Origin of the sequence: Desulfovibrio litoralis DSM 11393, from assembly GCF_900143255.1 — a bacterium.
GTDB classification, from domain to species: domain Bacteria; phylum Desulfobacterota; class Desulfovibrionia; order Desulfovibrionales; family Desulfovibrionaceae; genus Frigididesulfovibrio_A; species Frigididesulfovibrio_A litoralis.
The window spans coordinates 19,089-39,187 of the sequence record NZ_FRDI01000016.1 but is presented as its reverse complement, the minus strand read 5'-3'; the positions used below and the strand labels follow the sequence as shown (position 1 = coordinate 39,187).

General features: G+C 36.7%; 17 protein-coding genes. 5 read left to right on the top strand and 12 right to left on the bottom strand.

Translation table 11 applies throughout. The annotated features are described in order from the left end of the window. Positions 1-144 precede the first annotated feature (144 nt). From BT999_RS11565 to BT999_RS11545, 5 genes are read right to left on the bottom strand one after another with little or no spacing between them, the layout of a single operon-like run. Positions 145-1,977, bottom strand: a complete 1,833-nt coding sequence (locus BT999_RS11565; protein WP_084650701.1) for a polysaccharide biosynthesis/export family protein — start codon at positions 1,975-1,977, stop codon at positions 145-147. Beyond that, positions 1,978-3,132 carry a KpsE/RkpR family capsule polysaccharide export protein gene (locus tag BT999_RS11560; protein WP_084650700.1) on the bottom strand — a complete coding sequence of 385 codons (1,155 nt, stop codon included), beginning with the start codon at positions 3,130-3,132 and terminating at the stop codon, positions 1,978-1,980. It abuts the gene before it with no gap. Further along, entirely contained in the window at positions 3,132-3,794 is a 663-nt protein-coding gene (locus BT999_RS11555) for an ABC transporter ATP-binding protein (protein ID WP_072697945.1), read from the bottom strand. Before BT999_RS11555 ends, BT999_RS11560 begins: the two co-directional genes overlap by 1 nt. A gap of 12 nt (positions 3,795-3,806) precedes the next feature. Beyond that, positions 3,807-4,607, bottom strand: coding sequence for an ABC transporter permease (locus BT999_RS11550; RefSeq protein ID WP_072697944.1), 801 nt, complete (start codon positions 4,605-4,607; stop codon positions 3,807-3,809). Positions 4,608-4,613: 6 nt separating this feature from the next. After that, positions 4,614-4,961: a hypothetical protein gene (locus BT999_RS11545; RefSeq protein ID WP_072697943.1), complete on the bottom strand. Its 348-nt coding sequence runs from the start codon at positions 4,959-4,961 to the stop codon at positions 4,614-4,616. 247 nt (positions 4,962-5,208) lie between these two features. On the opposite strand from BT999_RS11545, the gene BT999_RS11540 reads away from it, so the two are divergent. Continuing rightward, positions 5,209-6,309 carry a stealth family protein gene (locus BT999_RS11540; RefSeq protein ID WP_072697942.1) on the top strand — a complete coding sequence of 367 codons (1,101 nt, stop codon included), beginning with the start codon at positions 5,209-5,211 and terminating at the stop codon, positions 6,307-6,309. A gap of 21 nt (positions 6,310-6,330) precedes the next feature. After that, on the top strand, positions 6,331-7,413 hold the full coding sequence (locus BT999_RS11535; protein WP_178139351.1) for a polysaccharide deacetylase family protein: 1,083 nt from the start codon (positions 6,331-6,333) through the stop codon (positions 7,411-7,413). Between the two features lie 76 nt (positions 7,414-7,489). On the opposite strand, the gene BT999_RS11530 is transcribed toward BT999_RS11535, so the two are convergent. The 4 genes from BT999_RS11530 to BT999_RS11515 all read right to left on the bottom strand — a co-directional run bounded on the left by BT999_RS11530 (position 7,490) and on the right by BT999_RS11515 (position 11,470). Next, a complete protein-coding gene (locus BT999_RS11530) occupies positions 7,490-8,089 on the bottom strand; it encodes an ankyrin repeat domain-containing protein (protein ID WP_072697940.1) in 600 nt (199 codons plus the stop codon). 17 nt (positions 8,090-8,106) lie between these two features. Next, positions 8,107-8,379 carry a hypothetical protein gene (locus BT999_RS11525; protein WP_072697939.1) on the bottom strand — a complete coding sequence of 91 codons (273 nt, stop codon included), beginning with the start codon at positions 8,377-8,379 and terminating at the stop codon, positions 8,107-8,109. 91 nt (positions 8,380-8,470) lie between these two features. Continuing rightward, positions 8,471-10,441: an ABC-F family ATP-binding cassette domain-containing protein gene (locus BT999_RS11520; RefSeq protein WP_072697938.1), complete on the bottom strand. Its 1,971-nt coding sequence runs from the start codon at positions 10,439-10,441 to the stop codon at positions 8,471-8,473. Between the two features lie 141 nt (positions 10,442-10,582). Beyond that, positions 10,583-11,470, bottom strand: a complete 888-nt coding sequence (locus BT999_RS11515) for a tRNA (adenine-N1)-methyltransferase (RefSeq protein WP_072697937.1) — start codon at positions 11,468-11,470, stop codon at positions 10,583-10,585. Between the two features lie 321 nt (positions 11,471-11,791). Between BT999_RS11515 and BT999_RS12680 the strand changes: the two genes are divergently transcribed. From BT999_RS12680 to BT999_RS11500, 3 genes are all read left to right on the top strand, one after another. Then, the gene (locus tag BT999_RS12680; protein WP_245791017.1) at positions 11,792-14,569 is read left to right on the top strand and encodes an Rne/Rng family ribonuclease; all 2,778 of its coding nucleotides are present in this window, start codon (positions 11,792-11,794) and stop codon (positions 14,567-14,569) included. Position 14,570: 1 nt separating this feature from the next. Next, positions 14,571-15,152, top strand: a complete 582-nt coding sequence (locus tag BT999_RS11505; protein ID WP_072697936.1) for an epoxyqueuosine reductase QueH — start codon at positions 14,571-14,573, stop codon at positions 15,150-15,152. Positions 15,153-15,247: 95 nt separating this feature from the next. Then, the gene (locus BT999_RS11500; RefSeq protein ID WP_072697935.1) at positions 15,248-15,799 is read left to right on the top strand and encodes a DUF305 domain-containing protein; all 552 of its coding nucleotides are present in this window, start codon (positions 15,248-15,250) and stop codon (positions 15,797-15,799) included. Between the two features lie 123 nt (positions 15,800-15,922). Here the strand turns inward: BT999_RS11500 and BT999_RS11495 are convergent, their stop codons facing one another. The 3 genes from BT999_RS11495 to BT999_RS11485 are packed head-to-tail and all read right to left on the bottom strand — an operon-like array spanning position 15,923 to position 20,048. Continuing rightward, positions 15,923-16,699: an ABC transporter permease gene (locus BT999_RS11495; RefSeq protein WP_072697934.1), complete on the bottom strand. Its 777-nt coding sequence runs from the start codon at positions 16,697-16,699 to the stop codon at positions 15,923-15,925. A 1-nt stretch (position 16,700) separates the two neighbouring features. Continuing rightward, positions 16,701-17,321, bottom strand: coding sequence for an ABC transporter ATP-binding protein (locus BT999_RS11490; RefSeq protein ID WP_072697933.1), 621 nt, complete (start codon positions 17,319-17,321; stop codon positions 16,701-16,703). A gap of 42 nt (positions 17,322-17,363) precedes the next feature. Continuing rightward, positions 17,364-20,048 carry an AMP-binding protein gene (locus BT999_RS11485; RefSeq protein ID WP_072697932.1) on the bottom strand — a complete coding sequence of 895 codons (2,685 nt, stop codon included), beginning with the start codon at positions 20,046-20,048 and terminating at the stop codon, positions 17,364-17,366. Positions 20,049-20,099 lie beyond the last annotated feature (51 nt).

Sequence of the window (20,099 nt, the reverse complement as noted above, 5' to 3'; positions counted from 1 at the left end):
GCCTATATGTATAAAATTATAATCTATAATAAGTTAAGGTGTTGGTCAATAAAAAGCTAAAGATTGATAAGCTGGATTACAGCTTAGCAATAGTTTATAGCTAGTTATAATATTGAGAACTATACGCTGATTTTGACAGCAACGCTACATAGAAACAACAACACGTGTTGCAACGGCAATTTGATAAAGAATTTGGGTAATGTCTTTTACAATTTGCATGTCTTTACTATCATATTTAGGCATAACCATTAATAAATCGCCGGGGCCGATTTTTGTATTACTGCTTGATGAAATAGCACCGTTGGCATGAACGATTAAAATATCGTTTTCATCAGCCCTGTCTGTGTAACCGCCCGAATTGTTAACATAGTCTTTAAGTGTATACTTAGAAGAATAGGCGACTGCCTTTGGCATCATGACTTCTCCGCTTACCTGAACGACATCAGAGAATTGCGGAATAACGATTTCATCTCCGTCTTCAAGAATCATGTCTGAAATTAAACCGTTATGAGTTACAACTACAACTCCGTCGGGTTCTACGGTCGCCGCTCTTTGAACAAAGTTTTGTACAAGCTCTGCCTCTCTTATTCTTATTTCCGCTTCATTCGCAGATGAAGAAGTAGCGGTTAAAACAGAGTGTTCAAGTCGCCAGAGTGAATCTTTAATTGTCTTTTTCTGTTGTTCGGCGATACTGCGTCTTTTTATATAGACGGCAGAAGTTTGAGCCAGATCAGGGTTAACGGCTACATAAGACAATAAAGTTCGTAGGGTGGTTGTATTGGTAACAGGGAAGTGAGATTGATTTAAAGTCGCACCGGATACGGAAACCATAATTGTTTTTCCGGCTTTATCCGCCAGATATTCCACAGAATCATTGGGATTTAGTTCAAACTTGTCAAACTCTTTTAATGTTAAATAAACATGAAAAGGTTCTGTGTTTCTTGTTCCCCTTATGCTTACATGAGAGGTGGCACTTTCAGGGTTGGTCAGTGCGTTTAAGTCTGATCCGGTAAATCTTTTGTTTAAGCTTTCAAAAACAGCATGTTGTGGAATTAAACCTGTCGCCAAAATACTTTTACCTTTAGGTCCGACAACAATAACGTCGCCGTCTTGCAGGTCGCTGTTAAAGACATTTCCTTTCAGAATAAAATTATATAAATCTATTGAGGCTATGGTTCTTCCGTTTCTTTGTATTTTTATATCGCGATAACTTCCGCGTTCAGGTAAAATTCCTCCGGCACGGTCAATATAATATAAAGCGGAATCAGTAGTTCCACCTGCGTAACGCCCGGGGTTTTTTACAAAGCCAGTAACATAAACCGCAACAGGTTGAGCCGACAATAATGTTGCATAAGCTTGGACGTTTGAGCGATAAGCCGCACTTAAACTGTCTTTTACCGCATTTTGCAACGAAGAGTTCGGGAGGCCGCCAACACGTACGGGACCAACCTCAGGTAAAAAGATATTACCTTGTTGATCGACCATTAATACTTCATCAAAAGCTGTGGCTCCCCAAATATGTACTAAAATTCGATCACCCGGAGTAATAATATATTTTTCGTTAATTCCGGCGTGATAAGTTCCGGCGAAGAAACCTTGGAATAAGTTGGCACCAAAAGGCGGTATTGATTTAAAATAAGTAGTATAAGCCCCTTGAGCCCAAGCCGGCTTTGAATTGTTGTTATATATTGTGGAAAAAGGAGAGTAACCCGGAACAAAGAGTGGGGATTGATTCATGTTCCCTTCATTTGGATTTATCGTTAAGGCTTGTGGTTTTTGTCCTGCTCCTTGCCCTGATGGCAGTGAACCGGACATAGGCATATTAGATGGTACGGTTCCACGCATGGCAGAAGGGCTTGTTGTCTGGGTAAAGCCGTTTCCGCTTAACCCGTTATCCAAGGTGGTCTGAGCCTTTGCTTGAGTAGAAAAAATAAAAGGTACTAAAATTAAGGCAAATACTATAAAAAAACGTTGCATTTAACTCTCCACATGATCTTTAATTGCTGCAACAACCAGCGATATAATTCCTAATGACATTAACAATCCAATAAACCCAAAAAAAGAAAAAAGCAACGGGCGAGGATAAAGCGATTCGTCAGGCAAGGTCGGTAATTGAAAGGGAATAATATAGCGAGACTGGCTGATTGCTTTAATTCTTGCACTTTCTAAGGTTGACATTGCTTTTACCAATTGTTCTTGAGCAAATTGTTCTTCAATTACTAGTTGTGAATAATTACCGATTACAGAGCTTAAAGTTTCATTGTTGTCGTTTACGCCGGCTAGTCGAGACTTTTCTTTGGCGATTTGTTCCTTTAACGCTTTGAGCTTATTTTCGAGCATAACTACATGGATATTTTTTTTGCTTTTTACTTGTATGGTGGCGGCGAGTTCGGCTTGAGTTGAGGCGAATGCAACTTCGAGGCTTGCGACAACTTCTTCTAATTTTTTTGCTGTTTCTTGTGGGTCTAAAAGTTCTTTTCCGTCTCTAAAGCCTTGTAACGCTATACGAGCTTTCGCCAGCCTTTCTTCGGCAAGTGTAACTTCTTCTTTGGTTAGCCTGATTGAATCTTGGTGAGCCCTGTTATTCATTTGGTTTACCAAAGCTTCACTGTTTTGTAATATTAACTTGTTAATAGTTTGTGCCATTTCCGGAGTATAAGCTTTAACATAAACAGTAATAAAGCCTTTATCCATGTCATAGGTAGCAGAAACAGCCCAATGCCAAAATTCTAAAAGTTCTTCTTGTGTATGGTTTCTTGAAAGGCGTGAAATAATGTCTCGAGAACGGCTTGAATAGTGCCCGACAAAGTCAACTTGTGCTTGGATATGATTTAACATATCCATTGATAAGATATATGCTTGGACTATGTGTGCGTCTGCAACGGTTGAAGTTGGGGCTGCGCTTAATGCCAAAAGCCCGCCTAAACCACCTGCATCGGCATTCATATCGTTACTGCGTACGGCAAAGTTTGACTCGGAAATATACATTGGCGAGTGGATGAAAAAAAGGTATAAAAAGATCAAAACAGTTGGAAAGTAAACAAAAACATAAAGCATAGATTTTGTACTACGTTCTTTAACTTTTTGTTTTAGTTGGTGTTTATAATGAGAAATTGTTTGTTTTTTTAACACTATTTTTTCCTTTTACAGAGTTCTTGATAGTCTTTTGCGGCTAAATCAAGGTCGTCATATTCTATAAACTTACCTTTAGAAAGTATAATCACTTTACTACAGAAATTTTTTATTGTGTTCATGCTGTGTGATACGACAATGAGGGTTGCAGTTTTTATCCGTTCTTTAAAAATTCTGTCACACTTTTCTCTAAAAGAAGCGTCGCCAACCGCCGTTACTTCGTCAATAAGGTAATAATCAAAGTGAAACGCCATACTTAAACCAAAGGTAAGTTTGGCGTTCATACCTGATGAATAGGTATAAACAGGCATGTCCATATATTCGCCGAGTTCGGAAAAATCTTCTACATAGGCGACTGTTTCTTCAAAAGGCTTGTTAAATAGCCTGCAAATAAAACGCATATTTTCTCTGCCTGAAAGCTTGGAATTGAAACCTCCGGCAAAACCCAAAGGCCAAGAAATGCGGGCGTTTCTGATAACTTCACCTTTGTCCGGCGGCTCGCTGCCTCCGATAATACGGATAAGAGTAGACTTCCCCGTGCCGTTTGGTCCTAATATTCCTGTATTTATCCCCGGTTTAAAGTCATAGGAAACATCATCTAGAATGATTTTTCTACCATGTTTTGTTTTATAAGATTTATAAATATTAGCTAGTTTTATCATAATATTATACCATTATAGTGCTAAGTAGGCTTTTTTTCTTGTATAACGTTCAAGGAGTAATCCTAAAAAAAGTATACCGATAGAGATAAGAGCGTGTGTTTTAAAATTTAGGCTTGGGTTTGGACTGTAATGTAAAAAAGAGCCTCTTAATATTTCTATAAAGGTTGCCATTGGGTTCCATAAAAGCACATTTCCTACACCGGGAACAGCTTTTGGAGAAAAGAAAACACCGGAAATCAGAAATAAGACACGCATTACCATCGGAACAAGTTTTTCAATAACAGGTATATATAAAGACAAAGATGCCAAAGTTAATCCAAGACCAAGGGAAAAAAATAAAATTAAAATAAAAGTCAGGAAAAAACTCATTGGGTCTAATATGGCTATGCTGAAGCCAAGATAATGGGTAAGGATCAAAAATGCACCCATCACTATAAATTCGGTTACAAAAGTAACGATAGTTGCCGATAAAAATAAGTCTAAAGGGCGAATATACGCATAGGTTAGAAGAGAGCGATTTGTTCTTACTGCTTCCATGCTGCGACTGATTGTATCAGAAAACATATACCAAGGACTAAAACCCATTAACAAAAATATCGGAATAGGCAGACCGTTTTGATATTGTAAGCCCATAGCCGCACGAATTCCCCAAAACACGCCTATTCCAAAAGCTATTTTGATGAGTTGCCACAAATATCCAAGGCGAGATTGACCATGTAACCCATGAATCTCTCTTAAAGATAAAGCCCAAAGAACCCGTCCTTGTAACTTTAAGCTGGATAAAAAATTTGTGCTTACGCTTTGGTTTTGCATCTTTTTTTATTGTACGGCAATATTTATTGCAGGGCGAAGAACCCAATCGGACTCGTTTTTATTTTCTTTTTGCTTACAAAAAGCTCTTTGAGAGTCTGCTTGATTTGCGATAGTCGCTTCAAAGCAGGCTTCGCCTAAGGCAGAAATATAGGGTTGCCCCAAGACAACAGTTAAAGTTTGACCTTTATCGTTGGTGGTAACGCTTTGACCTTGGTGCATTCCTTGATAGAGCTTGCTATAGTCTTCGTTTGTTCTTGGTGGAAGCTGATTTGAAGCTGTGTTAAAACGAGATGCGCAAGCACTTGTGCTTAAAATAGAAATGCCAATAGCAATCATTAAGATAATTCGTTGCATAGAACTCTCATTTTATAGTGTTTTATTGTTATATTTGTTTAAATTTAAAGTTGTTTTTATTAAATGTTGTATGTTTTTTAGTTTGCGGTTAGATATTTTATTCAAACTTAGTCAAAATGTCAAAGATATGATTTTGCTTGTTCTAAAAAATTGACTTTGAAAAACTGTAATCTTGATATAAACTTGATTCTCGGTTTAGGCAAGTTGTAAACTCTTTTATTTTTTTTCTCTTTTAATTAAGTTAGTTATGGAATATAAAACAAAGGCTTCTTTTTTTCGACGTTTTTATTCGGCGTTATGTGATGAGCTTATAGAGCTACACCCTGCCACAGGCGGTTGTGGGTCTTGTCTGGAAAAAATGTTGACTATAGACGAGCGTATTCAAAAAAAACTTGAGATAAAGTTTCCGATTGATGTTGTTTATACTTGGGTTGACGGAGGCGATCCGCTACACGCTGAAAAACGCAATAGTTTTTTACCAAAACAAAATAATATTCACCCAAACGGTTTAGAAAACGCACGCTTTAGAGACAACGAAGAGTTGCGTTATTCTTTGCGTGCTTTAGAGACATTTGCCCCTTGGGTTAGGAAAATTATTTTAGTTACAGATGCTCAAATTCCTAATTGGCTTAATACGTTAAACGGAAAAATTCAGATAGTGGATCATAAAGATTTTATTCCGCATGAATACCTTCCGACTTTTAACTCTCATGTTATTGAAGCTTTTTTGCATAAAATCCCGGAACTTGCCGAACATTATATTTATTTGAATGATGATGTGTTTTTGGCACGTCAGACAACAAAAGCGAGTTTTTTTAGTTCAAACGGGTTGCCTTTTGGTTTTGTTGATTGGCGGGCGAGGCGTTTATCGGGATATAAATTTACCAAAACTCCACATGCTCAGTCTTATTTTAATACGCTAAAATTTTTTGAACAAAAACACGTTGAGACAAACCCCAAATTTATTACGGCACATGGTCCTTATCCCGCAACTAAAACTAACGCAAAAGCGACTTTTGAGTTTTTTGATAAAGAAATTATAAGCTTTTTGAACAATAAATTTCGTACAACCGAAGAGCTGGCTTTTTATTCTCACGCTATGCCTTTATGGCTGTATTCTCAGAAAAAAATTATTCCTTGCGATGAAAAATATTATTATGTACAAACCAGACGGCGTGATCGTTTGGCTTATTATAAAGCTATTTTGAATTCTAAAAAAGATAATGTTGCTCCTTTGTTTTTTTGCATTAACGACGTTGGCAACAGTAAAAAAATAGCTAAATATCAGAAAGACTTACATAAAGTCTTAACGGCTTACTTTCCTCAACCTTCAACTTATGAAAAGTAATATAATAATATGCTGTTTTCTTTGCCCATTATTACATATCATTCTATCTGCAATTTTAAAGACAGGCTTTGTACGCCTGTTGAGTTATTTGCGGAACAGTGTGCAACTTTGGCAAAAAGTGGTTGGCGTGGCGTAAGCTTGGAAGAGGCAGAGGCATATTTTTTAAAGAAAAAACGCCTACCACGTAAAAGTTGTTTAATTACTTTTGATGATGGTTATTTAGATAATTACGTTTATGCCGAACCTATTTTACGCCAATATGGACATTGCGGAACGATTTTTTTAGTTACTGACTTAATAGAAAATCAAGCTGTATTGCGTCCAAACCAAGATGATTTAATAAAAGATCAAAGCCTGACAAGCCTGTTACCAAATGTTCATAACCCTTCGCTTGAGTTGCGCAATGGGCGTACCGTACGTAAGATTATTTTTTGTAATTGGGCTGAAATAAAAAAAATACAGGGAACAAATACAATGCAGTTTGCCCCTCACTCTTTAACCCATGGGCGTGTTGTAAAAAACTTAAGCTTTAGAGAACTTCAACGCCCGGAAGAACGGAGAGGTTTTTTTAGTGTTCCGCCTTATAAAGATATTTGGGGTTTACCTGTTTTTCCTTTGGCCCATGCTTTATTACAACCAGGATATAAACTTAACCCGGAGTTGTTTGAGTTAATTCAAAGTATGGTGCCTCAAGATTTACAAACCGCAAAAATATTTTTATCCGATAAAAAAAACTCTTCTGCTGTGATTCAAGAAATCAAAAAAATAAAAAACTTAGGTGTGTTAGAAAGTGAAAGCGAGTTTCGCCTAAGATTACAAAATGAATTTTCAGGTTGTAGAAATATTTTTAAAGAAAAGCTTGGTCTTGAACCCAAAAGCTTTTGTTTTCCTTGGGGCTCTTACAGTGATATTACCTTGGAAGAAGGACAAAAAGCCGGCTTTAAACTCTTTTATACGACTAAATTAGGCACGAATACTGCGAGTGATGTTTTAGAATTAAAAAGATTTTATGCTTCATACAATAACGGCAAAAAAATTGTAAAAATTTTAAATGCGTTGTCGATTGCACCGTTGGCGAAGCTATATTTTCGTTGGAAGAAATAAGAGGCTTGTAACGTTAACATATAATAATTTAGTATAATTCTTATTGTATTTTAACTCGTTAGATTTATATAGTGTTTTACTTCGCTCCGGCCTTGATTAATAGCTCTACAATTTTAGTGTGGTTTCGCTCCTTAGCGATTTCTAAAGCTGTTTGACCTTCCCCTTTATGATTTATATCCGCCCCTGCTTTGAGCAGTTCTATAATTATATCAGGCTCTTTATTCCAATAGGCTGCCCAAGTTAAAGCAGTACCGCCACCTTGGCAGTCTACCGCATTAACATTGGCTCCCGCTTTTATTAATTCTTTTATTTCAGCCGTATCTGCACCTGTATTTTGAACAGCATACATTAACGCTGTCGAACACCAACCGTCAGTCGCATTCACATCAGCCCCGGCTTTTATCAGTTCTGTTAAAACTGCGAGGTCTTTGTTGCCAAGTGCAAACATCAAAGCGGTTTGACCAAGATACTCTCTTGTCGCTATTCCTTTACCTTCGTTAGGGTTAAGATCAATAGTATTAACGTCAGCACCGTTGGCAATAGCTTTTTTGACTTCTGCTAAACTACCTTTTGCACATAAATCAAGAAATTCCTGCGAATTCATCGCAAACGCTGAAATAGAAAACAAAAAGTTTGATAATAATACTAAAATTAAAAGAGTTATGCGTTTTAACACTTTGTAATCCTTGTTTTTTAGCTGTTTAAAACTGCGAGGTCTTTGTTGCCAAGGGCAAACATCAAAGCGGTTTGACCAAGATACTCTCTTGTCGCTATTCCTTTACCTTCGTTAGGGTTAACATCAATAGCATTAACGTCAGCACCGTTGGCAATAGCTTTTTTGACTTCTGCTAAACTACCTTTTGCACATAGATCAAGAAATTCCTGTGAACTCATCGCAAACGCTGAAATAGAAAACAAAAAGTTTGATAATAATACTAAAATTAAAAGAGTTATGCGTTTTAACACTTTGTAATCCTTGTTTTTTAGCTGTTTAAAACATCTTTAAAACATCGCTGATCTTGTGTGTGCCTAATATCTATTTTTAAAATACAAAATCTTACTGTAAATTCGTTATTTTTTCTTCAATTTCGCTCATTTTAAGCAAAAGCTTCTCTGATTCGGCTTTACAGGCGTTATATTTAGCTAAAAACTCTTGCATGGCTTTTGGATCAGCGTAGGTTTCAGGTTCGGCGAGTTTTTGTTCCAAAGAACTTTCTTCTGTAATCAATAAATTCAATTTATGTTCTAATTTTTCATATTCTTCTTGAAGCGGTTTAACGAGGCGATAAGTTTTATTGCGTTGTTCCGCTTCTTCTCTTTTTAAGCGTTTTTGTTCTTCTTTGCTAAAAGAGTTAACCGTTAAATTGTTTTGTGTATCTGAGCTGTTTGTATTTTGTGTATTATTTTTAGTATTATTTTTTTCTAAGGATTTTCTGGCTTCGGCATATTCTAAAAAACCATTTTCATAAACTGTAAAACCATTGTTATCTAAAAGCCAAACTTGTTCCGCTACTTCTGACAATAAATAACGGTCGTGAGCAACCATTAAAATAGTGCCGGTAAAGTTATTTAGAGCTTCAACTAAAGCCTCTCTGCTTTCTAAATCGAGGTGGTTAGTGGGTTCGTCTAAAATCAAAAAGTTACAGCGTGCTAAAAACAGACTTGCTAAAATAAGCCTACTTTTTTCACCACCAGACAGCGAAGAGACGGTGCGTTCAAAGTAGTTTTGCCCGAGCATAAACAAGCCTAAAACGCTCATTAATTCTTCTTCGGTGAGCTTTGGGTCAGAGAGCCTGCGAATTTCACTTAAAACCGTGTTGCCCGCACTCAAAATTTCTAATTGGTGTTGGCTAAAAAAGCCAATTTTTACATTGTTGCCAAAAACAACACTGCCTTTTTCTTTTTCCATTCTGCCGACAAGCAACTTGAGCAAGGTAGATTTTCCACAACCATTATGCCCAACAAGAGCAATCTTTTGTCCTCTGTATAAAGAAAAATCTAATTCACCTTGCCAAAGTTTTGTCTGATCAGGAAAAGAAAAACTCAAATTAGAAACGCTTAAAACAAGACGTTCAGAGGTGGGTGCTTCCGGCCAACGAAATCCAAGTTCTCTTCTTTTCACTTCCGGTTGATAATTTTCTAATTCTTTTTCTAGTTTTTTCGCCATTTTTTGACGAGAACCAGCTTGTCTCGCTTTAGTCGCCTTAGCTTTAAAACGTCTGACAAAATCGAGTTTGTGTTCAATTTCTCCTTGTATCCTACTGGCTTCACGTTCTTTTTGCAGTTCGTGTTCTTCTTGTAAGGCGACAAACTTACTAAACGAACCCTTTCTAAATAAAGGTTTAGAAGCTCCTAGATAAAGAATATGATTACCCACCTTTTCCATAAAAAAACGGTCGTGGGCGACAAAGACTAAAATGCCTTCATAAGATAATAAAAAATCTTCAAGCCATTCAACAGCGTCTAAGTCCAAGTGGTTAGTTGGTTCGTCTAATAATAATAAATCAGAACCGGCAGTAATAACTCTAGCTAATTTAGCCCTCTCTCGCCAACCACCGGAGAGTTTTTCTAAAGGGAGTTGAAATTTACGCTCAGAAAACCCAAGACCAGACAAAACGCTTTTTGCTCTATGTTCGGGGTTATAGCCGTATAAATGTTCAAGTTCTACTTGTTTATCGTGTAAACTGCGTAACTTTTCTTCATCATTAGCGAGTCTGGCTTCTTCCCACTCTGCCCAAAAATCTTTCCAATCAGGGAGTACATCTACCACCCAATCGAGGAGCGTATTTTTTAACTCAGCTTCTTCTAACTCTTGTTTAACATAACCAATACGGCAGTTTTTAGGAAAAGAAACTTTACCCGCATCAGGGCTAGATTCGCCGGCTATTATTTTTAAAAGGGTAGACTTTCCAGTTCCGTTCGCACCGCAGACACAAAGACGCAATCCGGAATGTAAATCACAAGAAAAGTCATTAATAATATTATGACTGCCGTAGGCTTTGCTAAGGTTTTGAAGAGATATTTTCATTGTTTTTTAAGTTGATGAATTTATTTTTTGTTGTTTGGAATAAAGGGCTTAACACCACAGACAAAATTTTTATGAAAAAATATATTTTTGCCGTGTTATTTGTGTTAAACCCAAAATATTCAATAACTTGTCTTTTTAAGTTTACTCGCCTGATAAAATGTCGCCTGATAAAACCTCGCTCTCAGAGGCTTCTAAACGTTCTTTTTTTGCGGCTTCTTGTTTACGTTCTCTTGTGCCTAGAGGTTTTTGGCTATCCCAAAGCTCTGATCTTTTTTGATGTCTGGCAAAAATTAAAAAGCCGGTGTGTGCAATCATGCGGTCATCAGGACGGAGTCTGTCTGCTACTGGCTTCCACTTTCTTATAAGAATTTCGCTTACTTCAATGTCGTCAAAATCTTTTTGTTCCATTGCTGTAAGCAGTTTATTTATTTGATCAACAGTCGGCACTAAAAAAGCGAAAGAACCACCGGGCTTAACGGCGGCAAGAATTTTATCTAAATATTCCCAAGGGGTACGCACATCTAAAAAGAGTGCATCAGCATCGGTTTGTTCAAAACCTTCGGCAATATCCCTGTTGTACTGAACAACGTTGTGTCCGAGTCCTGCCCAGGCGAGATTTTTTTTACAGACGTTATAAAATTCTTCTCTGGCTTCATAGGTATAAACAATGCCTTTTTCACCGGCAAACCATGATAAAGCCAAGGTTAAACTGCCTGATCCTGAGCCGGCTTCAATAACTTTTTTTCCGTTACCAACCCCAAGACGCATACATAAATAAGCGGAATCTTTAGGATAAATAATTTGAGTTTGGCGTTTTAAACCTGTTAATAAGTCGTGTAGGGTAACTCTTTTAAGGCGATAAGGCACATTTTTAGAACTGATAAGCTCCGAACCATATTCAGCATCTTTAATATCAGAGGCAAGGATAATTCCGTCATTACCGTGAATATCTTGTTTTTCTTCCAAACGTCGTAAATAGCGTTTTCCCTTAGGGTTTGTTAGTATAATCAAATCGCCGTAATCTGGCATAAAAGCTCCGAATTATATTTGTGAAAGTTTAGTTTAAGTATAAATGAAACAAAAGATTATTGTAGTATTTTTTCTTTGTTTTGTCTAATTCTTTTAAATAATATAAAAATATTCATTATATTTTATTTATATTCTTGCATTCAAAATAATCATTGTGTAAACATAATCTTGTTACAAATTTTTGTAAGGTTTTTATTTGCATTAAAAATAAAAACTTTAACACTCAAACCGAAAGTTTTTTTTAGGGACGACCGTAAAAATTGTAGGGGAGAGACAATTATTATTTTACTATAAATATTTATCATTTTATTTGAGGAAGGCATGACTAAAAATGCAGACACACTTGGTTCAGAATTGGAATCAAATGTAAACACACCAAAAAACATTGACCAAGACAAAGACTCTAAAACTAATGTGCGTGATCATAAAAAAGATGTATCAAAACCCAAAAGAACTTATACAAGACGCACTCAACCAAAAGTAAAAGAGACTTTAACCCAAACGGAACAAAAACCCTTAAGCGAACAGACAAACACAACGAATAATTCCGTTGATTCCGTTCATTCCGTTGATATGCCAAGTTCTCAATCAACGGAACAAGAGGCTAAACCCGCCAAAGCAAAACGCAGTGGACGTGTTCCCACAAAAAAGAAAAGTTTAAACACGGCGGAAAGTGATAATATTGTTCAAGAGTTAGGCCCTGAGGCGAGTTCAAAGAAAACAAAACGCAAAAGCAATATAAAAAACACAAGTTCGCCTGTTGATATCGCAAGTAAAGTCGACAATATTGCGGGTAAAGACAAGATAGTTGTTGCTAAACCTGATAGCGAGTTGAGCGTTATCAATTATGAATTGCCGTTAACTATCTCTGCTGATTTGAAAAATGAGACGGAAGGCAACGAGCCAATCTTTAAAGAAAAATCGCAAACAGAACAAGATGATGTTTCGGCTGAAGTTTCGGAAGTAGCTGGTGAGCTTGATAATTCTCAACATAAAAAAACTGCATTAAAGAGAAAAACACCCTTCAAGTCTTTAAAAAGTAATAGAAAAACAGATACTAAAATTTCTAAAAAACGCAATGCTTCTCAAATATTCAACGAATATTTTGATGATGATGAAGAAGAAGACGGAGACGAAATAGATTTTTTATTCTCAGAATCAAAAGAGCTTGAAGAAGAAACAAGAGACTTTGTTCGTTCTCCCGAAGATACCTTTGAACATGTTGTGCGTTGGGAAGATCACGCACACTCTCAAAAAGATACGACATCGGCAAAACATAAAAGTGGAAGTTTAGACGCTGAAAGCGACCCCGACTCGCAAGACTCTCAAATTGCCTTCGCAGAATTTACTTCCGCAGATTATTCAAACGATGAATTTACCAACACCGATGAATCTTATGATATAGACGTAAGCCCCGATGATTTTCAGTCTTTTGAAGATAAAGCTGAAACAGAGTATGATGAGTCTACTTCAGAAGATGCATTTAATGATGACTTTGGTTTTATCGCCGAAGAGCCAGAAACCGATACAGACGCTTTAGATGACACTTTAGATGATTCTTTTGATGATGATTATGATGATGAGCTAAGTGAAGAAGAAGAGGAAGAAAGAGCTCGTTTTCATTATGCCAAGCGTGGCAAGCGTAAAATGTTTGTTAGCGTTTTACCAGAAGAAGAAGTTGAAGTTGTTCTTGCCGAAGAAGGTCAGGTTTTAGAATATTATGTTGAAATGTTACATCAGGCAAAGACCAAAGGTAATATTTACAAAGGGGTTATCAATAATATAGATGTTAACCTCCAAGCGGCTTTTGTCTCTTATGGTGCTGTGAAAAACGGATTTTTACAGATAGACGAAGTTCACCCGGAATACTTTTTATCACATCATGAACCGACTCGTGGGCGTAAATTTCCACCTATTCAAAAAGTTTTAAAAGCAGGACAAGAAATTTTAGTTCAGGTCGTGAAAGAACCAACCGGAAACAAAGGGGCTTTTTTAACTTCTTATTTATCTATTCCGGGACGTTTTTTAGTACTGACTCCCGGGCGTGAGCAAATTGGCGTTTCTCGTAAAGTTGACGAAGATGCCGAACGTTCACGTTTGCGTAACCTTTTGGAAGGGCTTAACCCCGGACCGGGTTTAGGGGTTATTGTGCGTACTGTAAGCATGGGGGCAAGCAAACTCAGCCTTCGTAGCGACTTACAATTTTTAAAACGTCTTTGGAATGACGTAAGAACAAAAGGAGCAGAGGAAGACGCACCTTGCCTAATTTATCAAGAGCCTGACCTTGCTTCAAGAGCTGTTCGAGACTATTTGACCGAAGAAGTTTGTGAGGTCTGGGTTGATGATGAACAAACCGCCGAACATATTCGTGGTATGGTAGAACTCTTATATCCTCGCCGTGCAAGTATTGTAAAACTTCATAGAGATTACAACCTGAGTATTTGGGAGCGTTTTAACATTCAAAAACAATTAGACCAAATTCAGTCGAGAGATGTAATTTTGCCTTCAGGTGGCAGGCTTGTGTTTGACCAAACAGAAGCCTTAATGGCGATAGATATTAACACAGCCAAATCAACGGGAAAAAGCAACTTTGAATCAACGGTCTTGCGTGCTAATTTAGAAGCCGCCGAGATTATTCCGCGTCAACTTAAGTTAAGAGATGTTGGTGGCCAGATAGTAATTGACTTTATTGAAATGCGAGACCAGAACCATTGGCGTACGGTTGAAAAAACTTTGCGTAACGCCATGAAACACGATAGAGCACGCCATGACATTGGCAGAATAAGCCGTTTCGGATTAATGGAAATAGTACGTCAACGTCTTGCTTCATCGGCTATTTCCGTTAGTAGTGAAGTCTGTCCGCACTGTGTTGGAACAGGTATGCGCAGAAACCTTGAATGGCAAGCACTTCAGGCAATGAGAGATATTAATCGTCAACTGCGTAAGGCACAGGCTAATAATCAAGTTAAATTGATTTATCAGCTTGAAGCCGAACTCGCACTTTATCTATTAAATCATAAGCGTGAAAGATTGCTTGACTTTGAGCGGAGCTATCAAGTTATTTTAGAATTACAGCCGGCTCCGATTGCTATTGCCTAAAATGTCTAAGCTTTTATTACACGTTTGTTGTGGTCCTTGTGCTATTATGCCAATTCTAAACCTGCGTCAGGCGGGTTTTGAGGTTTCCGTTTATTTTTATAATCCTAATATTCACCCACTTAAAGAATATTTAAGGCGAAGAGAATCTTTGGGATTATTGGCGGAAAAGCTTGAGCTAAATGTAATTTATAACGATGATTATGATACTGAAGCTTGGTTGTTAAACGCATTGGATAAAAAGCGTTTTTCAACACGCTGTGATTATTGTTATTCTGTCAGGTTGCAAAGTTGTTATGATCTTGCAAGGTCTGGCGGGTTTGATTATTTCAGTTCCAGTTTGCTTTATTCCATCAGGCAAAACCATTCTGCAATTTGTCATATTGCCCAAGAGCTAGAGGCGAATACGCTTGTTGACTCGACTGAGAAAAAAACAAAGTTTTATTATCAAGACTTTAGGTTGGGCTGGCAAGAAGGGATAGATATTTCCAAGCAATATGGCTTATATCGTCAAAATTATTGTGGCTGTGTTTTAAGTGAAAATGAGCGATTTTGGAAGGAATATAAAAAAATAACCCAAATCTGATTGCTTTTGACGTTTTAATGATTATTCTATAATTAAGAATAAGATAGATAAAATCAATTCAATTAATATAAAATTAAATTTATAGGAATGAATATATGTGTTATTCGAAAAAAATATTGCTGATGTTTGTAAGCATATTTGCTTTTAGTTTGTGTTCTGTAATCTTGGCAACAGCTCAAACGAGTACTCGTGATCAAATGAAACACAAAGAACAATATAATGATAAAACATTTTTATCTGCAATGGTTGCACATAGCAGGGCTACGATTGAGATAGCAGACCTCGTTCTTAAATCAGGAAAAGACCCTCAGGTGAAAAAGTGGGCAGAAGCAATTAAAATCGTTCAACTTGAAAACATTGAAAGAATGTCGGCGTTACTTATTGCTTTAGGTGGTGTTGATCAAAAAGCAGAGCAAGAAATGAAAGATTCTATGAAAGAGTTATTAACTAACCCTGTTAGTCAAAACCCTGATATAAACTTTGTTTCCATGATGATAGACAATAATGGAATGGCGATTGATATGTCTGTTCCTGCTGTGGTTTATTCTAAAAACGATAAGGTTGTACAACTTGCTAATTGGGCGATTAAAGCTGATCTTCAAGCAATTTTGTCATATAAAGCGTGGTTGGCAAAAAATACTCAATAATATTTTTATATCCATAAATTTTTAAAACCTGTAAAGATTACTTTGCAGGTTTTTGTGTTTTAAGACGTTTTCTATGTGCATACAGAGCATAAAACGATGAAAAAACGTAGTGTTGCAATGTCTTTAATAGTTAATTACTTGGTCGTTTTCATTGTAAAGCGTTTTATAACCAAAATGGAGAGAAGAAAAAACCGCTAAACAAACAGTTGTACAAATAGCGATCATAATTGCAATTTGATACATAATCGCCGTAAATGGTTCTGTTCCCGCTAAGATTTGTCCGGTCATCATACCGGGAAGCGAAACTATTCCCATTCCGAGCATAGAGTTCATAGTTGGTAAAAGAGCGGTTTCAAGAGCATTATTAACATAGGGTTTTAAAATATCTTTTGGGCTGACTCCAAAGTTAAGTAAGGTTTCGTTCTTTAAACGTCCGCTTTTTAATGTTTCGCTAAAAGTTTTTAACCCGAGAGATACACCCGTCATGGCGTTTCCAAAAATCATACCGCTTATGGGAATTATATATTGAGGATTAAAAAGATTTACGTTAATGACCATTCCCACAAAATAAACAATTACAAATAAACCAGAAAAGGCAATCGAAAGAGAAACCGCAACCTTAAATTGTTTATTAAGCGTTGGAGCTTTTGATAAAACTCGCCAAATCGAAAATATAATCATGGCTAATACATAAAGTATTGTGAAAATCGGCAGGGAATTGGCAAAAATATATGATAAAACAAAACCGGCAAGAATAAGCTGTAAAGTCATGCGAATACTTGCCATAAACAGTAGTTTTGTTTGATCTATTTTTGATTTTTTCATGATAATCAAAACAATAATCAAAAGCAGGTAAATCAAGCTGAATTGTAAGATGCTTAGTTTTACGACTTCTTGCATACTACTCTCCAATCTTGATAGTTTGCTGGGAAAATGTTTCAGTTAAGGCTTGATCATGGCTGATAATAAGCATAGTAAGAAAATTTTCTTTACTAAAATTCAATAGGTTCTCAATAAGTTTTATACTGTTTAGAGTATCCAAAGCGGCGGTGGGTTCGTCAATCAATAATACTTTTGGCAATAAAGAAATACAAATTGCCAGATAAACTCTATGTCTTTCTCCGCCCGACATTGAAATACAATCTTTATCAAGCGAAAAATCAGCACAGCATATACCTAAATATTTTTTTATTAAATCATCATTGGGCGTTTTTTTATCAAGATAGGTATAATATTCTGAAAAATTATCACGAATATTTTTATCAAACAAAAATACAGATTGCCCGACAAGTAAAATTTCTTTTCTGAGCTCAAGCGTGTTTAGTTCTGCAATATCGTTGTTATTGTAAAAAACTTTGCCTCGACTTGGATTTAATGTTTTATTAAATAGTTTAAATAAGGTGCTTTTTCCGCTTCCGCTTTTGCCTGTGATAAAGCTTGTTTGGTTGGGAAAAATTTTCATATCGGGATAAGTCAGTATCTTGTTAAATTCTAAATCTTTTGTTTCTATTAGTGGATTCATTTTTTTACTTTTATATAACTGTTTATAAAATCTGATTGTTTTTTAATTTGTGTTTTTTATCAAGTCTTTTAAAGCACGATAGTTGGTTTTGCCTGTTCCGAGTAGAGGAATTGTTTCAACTTGGATAATTTTTTGAATGGAATATAGGTTTGAGAGTCCGGCGTTACGCAGGTATTCGTTTACTTCTGTTTTGTTTAGAGTAAGAGGCGTAAACAAGATTATTTCGGGTTTTGTTTCGTCTCCGCTACTTTCAACGGCTAAAACAGGCCCTTCTTCCGGAGCATCTTGGTGTTTGGCGTAAGCTTCAATTAAAATGCTTTCAATTTGAGGCAGGGAAATCATTTCTCCGCCTAGCTTGATAAATCGTTTTAAGCGTCCTTTAAAAAATAAATGTCCGTTTTTGTCCATTGTTACAAGGTCGCCGCTTTTATACCATTTTTTACCTTCAAAAAAGATAAAAGGGTTTGTTTGCGTTCCTAAGTAGCCATTAAAAATATTTTTTCCTTTTATGAGTAACATGCCTGTTTCGCCACTTTTGACTCTTTCAAGCGTTCCTGTATCCAAAGTTTCTAATTTTATAATAGCAACGTCAACAGAAGGCAGGGTTTCGCCGATACTGCCGATTATGGCGTTTTCCGGTGTGTTTACGCTGACAACCGGCGAGCATTCGGTAATTCCGTATCCTTCGCATAAAGTTGCTTGAGGGCATAACTCGGTAAAGGTTTTATATAAAAGTTCGGGGCATTTTTCCGCTCCCATAAATGCAAGACGTACACTTTTAAGCGGTGTTTCATTATTGTTTTTATTTTTTGCTTTATCCAACATATTGCCCAAAAAGCTTGGAGCAGAGGCGAGAATACTAAGCTTATAGTCTTTGACCAAGCCGTTTAAAATTCCGCCTTCTGTCGGGTTTGGGTGAAAAGCGACTTTTAACCCCGAACTTAAAGGAAGCACAACGTTCACCATAAAACCAAAGGAGTGAAAAGGTGGAAGCATGGCTAAAATCCGGTCGGATTCGCTGACCGATAAAATATTGATCAGGTCTTTGGCGTTGGTCATAAGATTTTCTTGAGTTAAAGGAACGGCTTTGGGCAAGGTTTCAGACCCGGAAGTAAATAAAATAACCGCTTCATTGGGCACTTTATTGCAATTAAATTTTAACAAATTATAACGTATTAATTTTGTTTTGATAAAGCCAAAGATTTTATCTTTTATTTTAATTGTTGTGGCGAGTTTTTCAAGTTCAAGCCATTTTACGGGTAAGGCGTTTAAATTTAAACCGCTACGTTTAAGGCGTTCGATTAAACGTTCTGAACTGATAATAGTGTTGACCTCAGCGAGCTTTAAACAGTGGTTTAAGTTTTGTTCACCCACAGTCCAATTTAACATGACCGGCGTTTTTCCCGCAAGTTGCAAAGCGAGCCAGACGGGCGTAACCGCAGGAACGGCGGGTAGCATTACTCCGACTCTTTTCCCTTTGATTTGTTTAAACTTTTTACTTAAAATCAGAGCGGCGAGCAATAATTCTTCCCGCTTTTTCATCGTTGTTCTGTCAACGGTTAAAGGCAGGTCAGGCTTGTTTAACACTTGAGTAATAAAGGCTTCGGGAATGTTTTGGGCTTTTGGATCTATTGTTAATCTTGTGTTTTTTGAACTTTTAAACCAAGCTTTGGGAATTTCTTTGATAACTTCGCTTTCATTTAACAAGCCTGCTGCGGCGAGAACACAGTCTCCAACGGTTTCTAAAGATTCAAGATTTAACACGGCTTGTCCAAATTCATTTTCCAAAGCCGTGCTGAGTTCAAGCAGGGAGAGGCTGTCTAAACCTAAATCTTTTGTGAGAGAGCTGTTTAAATCAAGTTCTTGATCTTTTGGAAGTTCATAAAGTTTTTTTATCAGCGTTTTGACTTGTGTTATAAGTTCAAGGCTTTGTTCGTTTGGGTCTGATTTGTGTTGGTTTTTAGGTTCGGGCAGTATCTTGGGTGTGTTCCCTTGCCAAAAAAAATCCGGTATTCTTGTATTTTTTTGTTCGGCTAAACTGTAAAAATTTTCCAGGTATTTGTTGAAAGTTTTTTTATCAGTATCCCTCGGTAAATCATAGGCTTCGACAAACTCTATTTCAACTTTACGTTTTGGAATAAAGAATAAAAAGTTAAAAATCAGCATAAACAGGATCTTCATAATAAAACGCCAATCATTCAACTTAGGAGCAGAACCTGAATATGCGTAACTAAAGCGACTTCCCCACAAACCTTTTGTGCGTATCAGAACCACTCTTTGATTGGGAAGAGCTTGAATTATTTTAAAAACCCCTGACTTGCCGCTGATACTGCTTTGTTTGCTGCGATTAATCTGACCGGCGGGATAAATCAAAGCGTTTTTGCCTTGTTCCAGTGTTGAGATAAGTTTATCAAGTCCTTGTTCTACTGATTTTTTTGCAGAAATCCCATCTTTTAAAGGGTCGGCTATCGTAATAATATTCAGTTTTTTGACAAGGCGACGCAACAAAGGTCTTTTCATCTGTCTTTCATCAGCCAAAACAGCAGGATATAAATTGCCGATTTGTGAATATATTATAAGTGGGTCGATTAAAGCAGGGTGATTGGGTAAAAATAAAATTGAGCTGTCAGTCTTGATTTTATCTAAGCCTTTAATTTCAAGATCATAGCGTAGTGGCAATAAATATTTGAGTAAGCTACTGTAAATATTATTTTTATGTTTTTTCATTTTTTGTTCCTGTTTTATTCATACTAAATCGGAGTGAGTTTTTTGAACTTT